Below are 11,505 nucleotides of genomic sequence, written 5' to 3'. Positions count from 1 at the left end.
TGCCGGGCTCAGTGACCGGCGCCGGCCCGGCTCCGCTCGTAGCGCTCGAGGATGGCGGGCATCTCGGCGCTGACGAAGCCGAGGAAGCGCTCCATGTTGGCCAGGCGCAGCAGGCGTTCCTCGGAGGCGTTCTCGGCCCGCAGGGCGGCGAGGCCGGTCGCGGCGACGTGGTGGAAGTCGGGGAACTCCGAGAAGATGCCGCGCACCTTGGGGCCCCAGCTGTTCTCCCGCAGCCGGATGGTGTAGTTCTCCTGGAGCGATCCGGTGCGCTCGAAGACGCTGACGGGGTCGTTCTCCGGGGTGAGCTGGTCGACGATGCGGTCGATCGCGGCGCGCGGCACGCCGAGGGCCTTCTCGATGTCGGCGGCGGTCTGCTCCGGCGGGTCGCAGATCATCATCCAGCCGACGACGCGGCCGCGGTCGTGCGGCATCCCGTCGTTCTCGAAGTAGTACTGGGCGACCTTCTCCACGAAGGCCTGCTCCCCCTCGGAGAGGGTGGTGGGGGCGGTCTGCTCGGTCATGGTGAGCTCTCCTCGCGGTGCGTCCGGGCGGTCGGTCAGGCGGCAGCGGTGCGGCGGTGCTCTTCCCAGCGCTTCGACATGTCGGCGAGGTCGCCGACGATGTGGCCGAACAGCTCCTCGATCTCGGCGATCCGCTTGCGCCGGGCGTCGTCGGCGTCGGCGAGGACCTCCAGGCCGAAGCGGAAGATCTGGTGGTACTCGGGCCAGCTGGCGAAGGTGTCGGCGACGGCCTTGGGGTAGCCGTCGTCGACGAGCCGGTAGCGGGTCTCCTCGCCGGGCGTCTCGATGCGCCGGTACAGGCCGGCCAGGGTCAGCTGCTCGATGAGCTGCTCGATGGCGTCCGGGTCGGCGTCGACCGCGGCGCAGATCTGGGGCAGCGTCTGCTCGATCGGGTCGCTGATGATCATCCACGCCATGACCCGGCCCTTCTCCCAGGTCACGCCGTGCGCCTCGTGGTAGTGCCGGGCCACCTCGTCCACGAACGACCGCTCGGCCTCGGTGAGGGTGGCGTAGCTCTTGTCCGTCGTGCTGGTCACGTGTCCCGCCCTTCGGTTAGGCATGTGGCCGGTCCCGGCGTTCGGTCGGGAGCTGTCGCGCCCGGCGGGACCGGCAGCCAAGACTGGTGGACCGGGGCCCCGGACCGCCCCCGGAACTCCCCCAGCAGCGACCCCAGTACGGGTGGGGTGCGGGTGAGGTGCGGGGTGCCGGGTCCGCGGACGCGAACGGCGCGGCGGGCGCCCGCAGGGGGCGCCCGCCGCGCCGGGTGGTGCCGGCCGGGTGGCGTGCCGGTGGTGTCGGTTGCGTGGCCGGACCGGGTGGGGCCGGTCGCGCGACGTGCCGGGTTACGCGGAGCGGGGGACGGCCTCGCCGTGCGGGGCCTGGCCGGTGGCCAGGGCCTGGGACAGTTCGGCCCGTCTGGCGATGCCGAGCTTGGCGTAGGCCTGGCTGAGGTGCCATTCCACCGTCTTGACGGTGACGAACAGGGCCTGGGAGATCTCCCGGTTGCTCAGTCCGGCCGCGGCCTTGTACGCCACTCTCTCCTCGGCCGGGGTCAGGGGTGCCCTCTGCTGCGGGCCGCTTCTGACCTGACGGACCCCGGCGAGCCGCAGTTCGGCGCGGGCGGTGGCCTCCAGTACGGACGCGCCGATGCCCTGGGCCATGTCCATTCCGGCGGTGAGGCGGCTGCGGGCCATGCCGCGCCGGCCCTGCCGCCGCAGTGCCGCGCCGAGCGCGACCAGGACGCGGGCCCGTTCCAGCAGGTACGGCGTGGACGCGAGGAGCCGGTCGGCGTTCTCCAGCATGTCGAGGCCCTCGTCTCCCCCGACGATCTCGCCGTACGTGCGCAGCGCGGCGGCGAGCGGGCGGACGGCGCCGAAGGCCCGTGCGCGCTCGGTGACGTCGGCGGCGAGTTTGCGGGCGGCCCGCGGCCCGGTGGTGATGGCCAGGGCCCGCGCCGCGTCCGACAGGTACTCGGAGGAAGCGGACGGGTAGAGCCAGCCCTCCTGTCCCGCCTGGTCGCGGCACTCGTTGAGTTCCCGCAGGCCGTCCTCGAAGCGGTCCTGGCGGATGCTGAGCCGGACGCGTGCGATCCGCAGCGGGACGGACAGCGCGGACTGCGGCAGGGGTCCGGTGAGCCCGATGCGGCGCAAGGTGTCCTCGGCCTCCTGGAGCTGGTCCGTCTCGATGAGGCAGTGGGTGAGGACGGCGGCCGCGAGGGGCACGCAGGCGAGCGTCAGCGAACAGCACTCCTGCTGTTGGAGCAGGCACCGCGCGCCGGCCTCGGCCTCGGCGAGCCGGCCGGTGTCGAGGAGGACGCCGCCGAGCAGGCTGTTCGCCGTCGCCGCGGCGAGCAACTGCCCGGCGTCGGACGCCTTGCGCGCCGTCTCGCGCAGCACCCTCTCCGCGGACTCCGCCTCGTCGCACTGGGCGAGGGTCCAGGCGGCGACCGCGGCGTCGGTCAGTTCCGTGTCCTCGCCGTGCGGTGCCGCGCCGTCGGCGATGGCGGCTGCGGCCAGCCGGGCCACCCGGTGGGCGGGACGGCCGCGCGACAGTGCCTCGATCGCCGCGTGCGAGCGCGGGGCGGCGGTGACGCCCGGCGGGCGGGGCAGGGTCGGTCTGCGCCTGCCGGGGGCGATGCGGGCCACCACGGCGGCCGTGGCGCGCACGGCCCGCTCGGCGGGCTCGGCGGAGTCCGGCCGCACGGGCCCGGGTTCCGCCAGCAGGGTGAGGGCCTCGTCGTAGCGGCCCGACGCGGTCAGTGCCAGGCCCAGTTCGAGGCGGAGCCTGCTGCGGAACGCCGGTTCGTGGGTGCGGCGCAGCGCTTCGCGGAGGTGCTCGATCGCCGAGGACTCCCGGGCGCGCAGCTCGGCCGACCCCAACTGGCCGAGGATCCAGGGGTCGTGCTCGGCGCTGGAGTCGGCCAGGGCCCGGCGCAGGTAGCGGGTGGCGTCCGTGGGCGCGGCCCGGCGCATGGCCTCCACCGCTGCGGCGCGCAGGGTCCGGACGGTCCAGGCGTCGCAGCCGGGTTCGGTGCGGCACAGGTGCTCGGCCACCGTGGCGAGGTCGACGCCGGCGGTGTGCAGCGAGTGGGCGGAGCGACGGTGGGCGCGGCTGCGCGCGTCCGGCGACATCTGCGCGTAGACGACCTGCCCCACGACGGGACGCCGGAAGGTGTACGGCACCCCGGGGTTGAGCAGGTCGGCCTCGCGCAGGGCGTTCGCGGCGTCGAGGGCGACGCCGTTGTCCAGTGCGGCCGCCGCCGCGCAGTGCCGGGGGTCGGCGTCGTCGCCGAGGACGGCCACCGCCTCGGCGAGTCCGCGTGCGGACGGCGGCAGCTGCTGGAGCTGGCTCGCGACCTCCTTGGCGATGCGGGCGGGCGCGAGGCTGAGGATCTCCTCGGCGGCCGACCGTTCGGCGGTGATGCCGCGCCGGCGCATCTCGTCCAGCAGTTCCATGAGGTGGGAGGGGTTGCCGTGGCTGGCGACGAGGCAGGCCTCGGTGACGTCGTCGTGCGGGGTGCCGCCGAGCCGCACGGTGATGGCCTCGCGCACCGCGTCCCGGCCGAGCGGTTCGAGCACGGCGTGCTGGGCGAGCGGGGAGCGGCTGGCGGACAGCAGTAACTCCTGGGCCTCGCCGGGCACTTCGGGGGCGCTGGTGAGCACGAGCACGACGCCGCTGCCCTCCAGGCGGTTGACGAGGTAGTTGACGAAGTGCAGCGAGGCGGTGTCGCAGTGGTGGGCGTCGTCGACGAGCAGCATCAGGGGTGTCGCGGCGGAAAGGTTCTTGCAGAGCCAGTAGAGGCCGTGCAGGACCCGGTAGAGCCTGCCGTCCTCCTGGGGCGGTGCGCTGATGCCCTCGGGGTCGGCGTAGTCGAAGATGCTGCCGGCGAGTGCCGCGGGTCCGGCGAGCAGGTCGCCGCTGTCCGCGGGGCCGCCGCCGCTGAGGCAGTGTTCGAAGAGCTGGCGGACGACGACCCAGGAGAAGTCCCGCTCCAGGGCGCCCGCCCGGGCGTGGAGGACCTGCAGCCCCTCCTTCTCCGCCTCCTGGCGTGCCGCCGCGAGCAGTCGGGTCTTGCCGGATCCGGGGGCTCCTTCGAGGACGACGAACGCGCCGTCGCCGCCGCGCGCCCGCCGTACTCCGGCCCGTATGAGGTCGATTTCGCGATCACGTTCCAGAAGCAGGAATTCCTGCATTGCCACACCCCTTGGTGGAAAGTCGAAGAGACCGGGAAGATTCCAGAAAAGGGAAAGCGCGCACGGAATCATGCGCCTTTTTGGTGTGTGGCTTTTCTATTGTGGCCTTGGCGGTCGTGACACATTCCCCCGTCCTCATGACGTCGCGCCGATCAGGACTGATTGACAAGTTAACACATGACGCCACCGTGAGCGCTGCACCGAACCCCGTTAAGGAAGCGTCAAGGTCACCTTCTCAATATGGCCAAGGAGGCCGGAAAGTGGCATTGCCACCCCTTGTCCTGGCCGACAAGGGGTGGCTCGATCCTTACGACTGGATCAGGCGGGGCGCAGAAAGACCGGAAGTTTGTCGAAGCCCACCATTTGCGGCGGGATCGCCCAGGCGAGGTCGCCGTCCCGGTCGACCGAGATCTCCTTGAAGCGGTCGAACAGGACGTTCAGGACCAGCCTGGTCTCCAGCCGGCCCAGCGCGTTGCCGATGCAGTGGTGCGTGCCGAAGCCGAAGCCGAAGTGGCGGCCCTCGCTGCGGCGGTGGATGTCGAAGGCCTCGGGGTCGGGGAACTGCCGCTCGTCGCGGTTGGCCGAGCAGAAGCTGGCGGCGACGTGCTGGTTCTCGGGGATGACGACCCCGGCCAGCTCCACCTCGCGGGTCGACGCCCGCAGGCCCGTGGTGATCGGGGGCCGGTGCCGCAGCACCTCCTCGACGGCCTGCGGAATCAGATCGCGGTTCGCGCGCAGCTCCTCACGGGCACCCGGATTCAGGTCGAGCAGATCGATCGAGTTGGCAATGGTCATCGTCGTGCTGATATGACCGCCGGCGAACATCACATTCGCGAAGTTGACCGTCTCGTCCTCGGTCAGCCGGTCGCCGTCGAGTTCCGCGTTGGCAAGCCGGGTGAGCATGTCGTCGGTGTTCTTGTTCTTCCGTTCACGCACCTTTTCACGCAGGTATGAAATCGCTTCCTGCTGAAGCTCCCCGAGGGCCTCGAGGTACCCTTCCTGCGCCATTTCCTCCGGGGTCACGTTCATGACCTTGCGGGCCCAGTCGTAGAAGAGCACCCGGTCTTCGGCGGGCAGGCCGAGAATCTCCAGGATCACGGCGATGGGGACGGTGTAGGCGAGATCGGCCACAAGGTCCACCTGGCCCCGGTCGGCGATCTCGTCCACGATCTGGTGGGTGAGCCGCACGATCGCCGGCTCGTAGGCGGCGATCGACGCGGGCGTGAACGCCGTGCTGAGGATCTGCCGGACGCGGGTGTGCCGCGGCGGGTCCATCTGCGGCAGGCTCTCCAGGCCGGACTCCGGGAAGCCCATGCGGTGCATCTCGGACGAGTAGGTCCCCGGGTTCGTCAGGACGTGCCGGGCATCCGCGTACCGGTACACCACCCACCAGCCGGTGGCGGGGTCCCGGTGCACGGGATGCTCGTCGCGCATCATGCGGTACCAGTCGTAGATCGCCGGATCGTTCACGTTGGGCTGCGGCGGGATCTCGATGTCTGTCGTGGACACCCCATCACCTTTTCCCTGGCGGGCGGGTCGGTCGATGCAGCCTTGCGATCGGGCCCCGGGACGCACACTGGGGTATCCCCCAGCACCCACCCCAGAGCCTTCGACCGCTCGGGGACCGGCCGGGCCGATCCGGACGACAGACCCTCTCCCGCCGGGCCTCAGCTGTTGATGTCCCGCTGGTTGAAACGCCGTACGCCGAGGCCGAACAGCACCGCCGACGCCACCACGAGCACCAGGACGTCCGTCCACTGGAAGCCGTGCCGCAGCGGTTCGCCGCCGATGTAGTAGTGGAACGGCGACACGTACGCGAGCCAGTCCGCGCCCAGTTGGCCCGCGAAGGTGTGCAGCGTGTAGGACACCACGCCGATCACGGCGCTCGTCACCAGGACGACCGACTTGCGTCCGACGGCCGCGCCCAGGCCGATGGCGAGCGCGCCGAACAGGACCGACAGCAGCGCCAGGTGGAAGCACTGGGCGAGGAACTCCAGCGGTGTGATGCTCGTCAGCTCGGAGCCGTTGCGGATGGCCAGCAGGCCGAGCCACACCAGCGCGGCGATCCCGAACGCGCCGGCGATCAGCGCGCCGAAGCGCTCGACCGTGAGCTGCGTGCGGGTGATGGGGTGGGCGAGGAGCAGGTCGAGCTGGCCGGACTCCTCCTCGGTGGCCACGGCACGGGTGCCGGCGGTCACGCCGTAGATCATGGCGAGCAGCGGCAGGATGACGCCGAACACGCTGGCGTGCAGGTAACCCGCGGCGGTCTGGTCGATGTTGAGTCCCTCGCGCAGGGCCTCGGGCAGGTTCGCCGTGTTCTCGCGCTGCGACGGATACGTGCTGGCGTACACCATGCCGACCACCGCCGTCCCGACCGCCCAGCCGGTCAGGCTCCGTCGGCTGTCGGAGAGGTACTTGGTGAGGATAGCGGCGCTCATCGGAAGTCCTTTGTCCTTTCGGTACGGTTCTCGAGCGGCGACGGCGACGCCGTCAGGCGGCGGGCGCCGTCTCGGTGCGGGGCGCGTTCTCGGCGCCCGCGTAGTAGCTGTGGAACAGTTCCTCCAGGGCCGGCTCGGTGGCGCGCAGGCTGGTGACGGTGTACTGGGCGAGGGCCTTGATCAGGGCGTCCGGGCTGCCGGAGATCTGACCGGTGAGCGTGGTCCCCTCGGTGTCGAGGCTGAGCCGGTCCGCCCCGGGCAGGCTCGCGAACGCCCCCGAGGGCACCGCCGTTTCGAAGGTGACCTCGATGTCGCGGACGGCCCCGGTGCGCAGGTTGGACACGGTGTCCAGGGCGGCGAGCCGGCCGTCGCGGATGATGCCGACGCGGTCGGCGACCGCCTCGACCTCGCTCATGATGTGGCTGGACATGAAGACGGTCTGGCCGGCGTCGCGCGCCTCGGCGACCATGTCCAGGAACGTCTGCTGCACCAGCGGGTCGAGGCCGGAGCTGGGCTCGTCGAGCACGAGCAGCTCCGGTGAGTGCATGAAGGCCTGCACGAGGCCGACCTTCTGCCGGTTGCCCTTTGACAGCTTCTTGATCCTGGTGGTCTGGTCGAGGCCGAGCCGCTCGGCGAGCTCGTCGATGCGCGCGTCCGGCACACCGCCGCGCAGGGCGGCCAGGAAGCGCAGGTAGCTGCGGACGTTCTGCCGGCCGTCGCACACGAAGTCACCGGCCAGGTAGCCGACCCGGCGGCGCAGTTCCACGCCGTCCTCCAGGGGACGCAGCCCCAGCACCGTCGCCCGGCCCGACGTGGGCCGGATGAGGTCGAGCAGCAGCCGGATGGTGGTGGACTTGCCCGCCCCGTTCGGACCGAGGTAGCCGAACACTTCGCCCTGCCGCACGTCGAGGGTGAGGTCGACCAGGCCGCGGCGCGTGCCATAGGTCTTGGTGAGCTCCCTGAGCTCGATCACGTTCTCCATGATGAGCAACGTAGCGAACGTTCAGAGATCTGTAAACGCTTTGAGTTTTCGGGGTGCTCGGTATGATAAAAACTCGTCAAGATGGAGGGCGTTGATGGACGAGAGGGACACTCAGCTGCGTGAATGCGCGGAACGGCTCGCGCTGACGCTCGCCCAGAGCGGCATGCAGAGGACCACTGCCCGGGTGATGACCGCACTGCTGTTCACCCAGCAGGAGACGATGACCGCCGCCGACCTCTGCGCGGAGCTGAAGATCAGCAGCGGCGCGGTCTCCGGCGCCGTGAACCAGCTCATCCCGACCGGCATGATCGAGCGCGTACCGGCTCCCGGCAGCCGCCGGGACCACTACCGTTTCCGCGAGCACGCGTGGGCGACCCTGATGGGCAACCAGAACGCCCTGCTCGACAGCATGTGGAACGCCGCGGCGGAAGGCATCAAGGCCGCGGGCCACGACAGCGTCGCGGGCCGCAGGCTCGACGAGATGCAGGACTTCTACGGCTTCATGCAGCGCGAGATGGCCGCCCTGATCGACAAGTGGCGCCAGAAGTACGACGCCGGGGACCGCTGAACCGTCAGCTCACGGTGGTCGTGGTCATGAGTTTCGCGAAGGACGCCATGCAGTCCGGGCAGTGGCCCGCACGCTGCGCCCTGGGGGCTTCGACCCGGTGCGCGAGCCGCTGCCCGCACAGGGTGGTGGTCGCCGGTTTCGCCATGACGTGCCATACCAGTGCTTCACCCGGCTTCTCGGAGCCGGCACACATCTCGTACATGATCGGCCTCCCCTCATGGACGCCTTTCTCAAGCCTCATCACACCCCGAGGTGCCCGTCCCACGAAGCCGGGACGGGCCAATCGGGTGACGGACCGGCGCGGCGCGGGGCCGGGCCCGGCCCTGGCGGGCACCTCACGACTGGGGCCGTGAACTGGGCAAACGTCCATCGTCACACGGGCGGCACGGGCGGCGGGTCGGCCGATCGGACGACACGGCCGTCGGCCGACCCGCTCCCGGGAACGCGCCGGTGGGCCGACGGGCTCCCGTCGGCGGGGCGGCGAAGCTGGAGGCACGGCGCGACGCGCGCCCGCCGCGACGACGAAGGAGCTGCCCGCCGTGCACACGCCGACCACCAGCAGGACGAGCGCCCCGGCGAGGGCGGGCAGCGGGCGCGGCGCGGACCGCACGACGCCCGGCGGACGCACGGGGCGAAGCGCCGGACGGGTCGCGGGGCGGGGCGCCGGGTGGGGCGCGGGACGGACCGCGGGGAGGGCCGCCGGGCGGGGCGCAGGACGGACCGCGGGGAGGGCCGCCCTCGTCGTGGCGCTCGCCACCGTCGCGCTGCTGACCGGCTGCTCGGCGGGCGCCGACACGCCGGCCGCTCCCCCGGCGTCCGTGGCCGCATCCCCGTCCCCGTCCCCGTCCCCGTCCCCGTCCGCGGCGAGCCCACCGGGCCGTGGCACCGACGCGCCCCGCACGCCCGAAGGGGCCTTCCTGATCACGGACTTCGGTGCCGACACCGTCACCTTCGTGGACCCGGCGCGGCGCGGCGAGGCCGCCGTGCTCGACTCCGTCGAGGTCGGGACCGGGCCGATCGACCCCGCCCGGGACGACGGCCCCTCCCTGACGGTCCGCTCCCCGGGCGGCCGGGAGCGGCTCGTCCCGCTCGACGGGCCGCACGAGTCCGTCACCCTGTCGGCCGACGGCCGCACCGCCTACGTCTCGGGCGGCTTCACCGGGACGGTTACTGGAACGGCCTCAGCGTCGTCGACCTGGAGACGGACCGGGTGACCCGACTCGCCGTCGGTGACAGCCGGTTGGGGATCGCGGTGCTGTAGCCCGCCTCGCTGGCCCTCCGCACGCGTGCCGTCCGTGTCGCGGGGGTCGTCGGCAAAGCCGGCCCTCACTCATATGCCGCATGGTGCTCCGCGTCGCCGCACGGCCGCCTCTCGATTGTTCGTCGCGAGGTGGCGCGGGGTGGGCGGGGCCGGGGCGGCGGTCGGGGCCGGGCGGCCGACCTGCGGGCGGCGGTGCCCGACCGCAGGCTGATGGCATGGCCAGTGCACAGCCGATCGTGATCTATCCACCCGCCGACGACGGCGGGCGGCGCGTCCGTGTGGACGGCCGCTTCGTCGGGATGGCGTACCGCCTGCTGGACGTGGTCGAGTTCCTGCGCCTCGCCGGCCTGGACCACGTGGACGAGGACTGGGTACGGCAGTCCGCGCTCGTCGAGTGGCGGGGCACGGAGGCCGGTGAGTGGAACAGCCGCACACCGGAGTGACCGGACCCGGGGACCCACGGGCGGAGCCAGGGACACAAGCAGAGCCACGTGCAGCGGCGCCCGGAGCCGAAGGCATGGGCAGAGCCACGTCCAGCGGCACCCGGACCCACAGGGCCACGGGCGGAGCTACGTGCGGCGGGAGCCGGCCAGGCGCTTCGCTGCCCGTTCCGTCTCGCGGGCTTCCTTCTCGGCCCCGGCCAGTGCCTCGGCCGCCGACCGTTGCCGCTTCTCGGCCTCCTGCCGCTCACGCCCCGCCCGCTCCAGTTCCTCCCGCGCCTCCCGCAGCTGCCGTTCGGCGGCGGCGACCCGCTGTGCGGTCGCGTCGTGGCGGTCCTGTGCCTGCCGCAGGGCCTCGTCGGCGTCCTCGTGCTCCGTCCGCCGCTCCCGCAGCCGCCCCTGCGCCGCCTCGGCGGCCTCCCGGGCGCGGGCGAGTTCCTCCTCGCGCCGGCGGCGGCGCTCGGCGAGTTCGTCCTTCGTCCGCCGTTGCGCGGGGCTCGGGGCCGGCTCGGACGGGGTGGACCGGGACCGCGTTCCGGTCACGGGCCGGGGTCCGGAGGGGAACTCGGACGGCGGGGTGAGCGCGCCCTCCAGGCGGCCGGTGGCCCAGCGGTCCGCCGCCTCCGGGTCGGCCAGCACGGCCTGAAGGGTCGCGTCGACCTCCTGCTGCACCGCCGCCGACAGACGCAGCCCCGCGTCCCTCGCCAGCCCGGCGGCCTCGCGCGACAGCGCGGCGACGACCCGCCGGCGCTGCGCGGACAACTCCTTCAGCCCCGAGGCGTCCAGCGTCCGGTAGGCCTCGCGCAGTTCCCGCCCCAGCTCCAGGAACTGCCGGCTCTCCTCCGGCGCGGAACGCAGCAGGAGGTTCGCCGCCCAGGCCGCCGTGGTCGGCCGCCGCGCGGCGCGGATACGGCGGGCGTCCTCGGCGCGGCCCGCCGTCCGGGCGGCGACGGCCAGTTCCTCGCGGCGCGCGACGAACTCGGACGGCCGCGTGACGTACAGCTCGTCGAGCACCGCCTCGATGTCCGGCTCACCGCCGCGCCCGCGGCCCGCGCCCTTGCGTCGCTGCATGCCCCTCAGACTCCCCCTTGCGGCACGCACCCGCACATCGGACGGCGCCGTCGCGCGCGGCCGTACCGCTGTCGGTGCCCGGCAGTAGGGTCCCGGCATGGCTACGAGAATCGACCTGACCCTGGATTGCGCCGACGCGAGGCTCCTCGCCGACTTCTGGAAGACGGCCCTGGGCTACGTCGACGAACCGCCGCCCGCGCCGTTCCGGACGCGTGAGGAGTGGCTCGCGCAGTTCGACCTGCCCGAGGGCGAGTCCGTCGACGACGGCGCCTGGCTCTGCGACCCCGACGGCGCGGGCCCCCGGCTGGCCATCCTGAAGGTGCCCGAGCCCAAGACGGCGAAGAACCGCCTGCACATCGACATCCGGCTGCCCGGCGGCGGCAGCCCGCGGGAGCGGTGGGACCGCATCAGGGCGGAGGCCGAACGGCTCGTGCGGGCAGGGGGATCCGTCGTGGGGGAGGTCGACGAACACCACATCGTGATGGCCGACCCGGAGGGCAACGAGTTCTGCGTGGCGGCGTCCTCGTCCTGA

General features: G+C 72.5%; 11 protein-coding genes and 1 pseudogene. 4 read left to right on the top strand and 8 right to left on the bottom strand.

Annotated elements, in window-relative coordinates; genetic code table 11:
* Positions 1–8: 8 nt before the first annotated feature.
* The 6 genes from ACZ7D7_RS09755 to ACZ7D7_RS09730 form a co-directional block, all read right to left on the bottom strand.
* Positions 9–521, bottom strand: a complete 513-nt coding sequence (locus tag ACZ7D7_RS09755; protein ID WP_470823449.1) for a hypothetical protein — start codon at positions 519–521, stop codon at positions 9–11.
* Between the two features lie 35 nt (positions 522–556).
* Positions 557–1,057 (bottom strand): hypothetical protein, encoded by a 501-nt coding sequence (locus tag ACZ7D7_RS09750; RefSeq protein ID WP_470823448.1) that lies wholly within the window; start codon positions 1,055–1,057, stop codon positions 557–559.
* Positions 1,058–1,363: 306 nt separating this feature from the next.
* The gene (locus tag ACZ7D7_RS09745; protein ID WP_470823447.1) at positions 1,364–4,213 is read right to left on the bottom strand and encodes an ATP-binding protein; all 2,850 of its coding nucleotides are present in this window, start codon (positions 4,211–4,213) and stop codon (positions 1,364–1,366) included.
* Positions 4,214–4,531: 318 nt separating this feature from the next.
* Positions 4,532–5,722, bottom strand: a complete 1,191-nt coding sequence (locus tag ACZ7D7_RS09740; RefSeq protein WP_470823446.1) for a cytochrome P450 — start codon at positions 5,720–5,722, stop codon at positions 4,532–4,534.
* A gap of 158 nt (positions 5,723–5,880) precedes the next feature.
* Positions 5,881–6,651, bottom strand: coding sequence for an ABC transporter permease (locus ACZ7D7_RS09735; protein WP_470823445.1), 771 nt, complete (start codon positions 6,649–6,651; stop codon positions 5,881–5,883).
* A gap of 52 nt (positions 6,652–6,703) precedes the next feature.
* Positions 6,704–7,633 carry an ABC transporter ATP-binding protein gene (locus ACZ7D7_RS09730; protein WP_470823444.1) on the bottom strand — a complete coding sequence of 310 codons (930 nt, stop codon included), beginning with the start codon at positions 7,631–7,633 and terminating at the stop codon, positions 6,704–6,706.
* A gap of 94 nt (positions 7,634–7,727) precedes the next feature.
* Here ACZ7D7_RS09730 and ACZ7D7_RS09725 point away from each other — a divergent pair, with 94 nt between their 5' ends.
* Positions 7,728–8,201 carry a GbsR/MarR family transcriptional regulator gene (locus tag ACZ7D7_RS09725; protein WP_470823443.1) on the top strand — a complete coding sequence of 158 codons (474 nt, stop codon included), beginning with the start codon at positions 7,728–7,730 and terminating at the stop codon, positions 8,199–8,201.
* 4 nt (positions 8,202–8,205) lie between these two features.
* Here ACZ7D7_RS09725 and ACZ7D7_RS09720 read toward each other — a convergent pair whose 3' ends face one another.
* Positions 8,206–8,403, bottom strand: a complete 198-nt coding sequence (locus tag ACZ7D7_RS09720; RefSeq protein WP_470823442.1) for a hypothetical protein — start codon at positions 8,401–8,403, stop codon at positions 8,206–8,208.
* A 799-nt stretch (positions 8,404–9,202) separates the two neighbouring features.
* Between ACZ7D7_RS09720 and ACZ7D7_RS09715 the strand changes: the two are divergent.
* Together ACZ7D7_RS09715 and ACZ7D7_RS09710 are read left to right on the top strand one after the other, a co-directional pair.
* Positions 9,203–9,462: pseudogene (locus ACZ7D7_RS09715) on the top strand (hypothetical protein); the annotation flags it as partial.
* Between the two features lie 215 nt (positions 9,463–9,677).
* Complete coding sequence (locus ACZ7D7_RS09710) at positions 9,678–9,905, top strand: hypothetical protein (RefSeq protein ID WP_470823441.1); 228 nt, start codon at positions 9,678–9,680, stop codon at positions 9,903–9,905.
* Between the two features lie 126 nt (positions 9,906–10,031).
* On the opposite strand, the gene ACZ7D7_RS09705 is transcribed toward ACZ7D7_RS09710, so the two are convergent.
* A complete protein-coding gene (locus ACZ7D7_RS09705) occupies positions 10,032–10,973 on the bottom strand; it encodes a hypothetical protein (protein WP_470823440.1) in 942 nt (313 codons plus the stop codon).
* A gap of 97 nt (positions 10,974–11,070) precedes the next feature.
* Here ACZ7D7_RS09705 and ACZ7D7_RS09700 point away from each other — a divergent pair, with 97 nt between their 5' ends.
* The gene (locus ACZ7D7_RS09700) at positions 11,071–11,505 is read left to right on the top strand and encodes a VOC family protein (RefSeq protein ID WP_470823439.1); all 435 of its coding nucleotides are present in this window, start codon (positions 11,071–11,073) and stop codon (positions 11,503–11,505) included.

This window comes from Streptomyces sp. NPDC037054, assembly GCF_055606745.1.
Note: the sequence above shows the minus strand (reverse complement) of the source record. Positions and strands in the feature narration are given on the sequence as shown.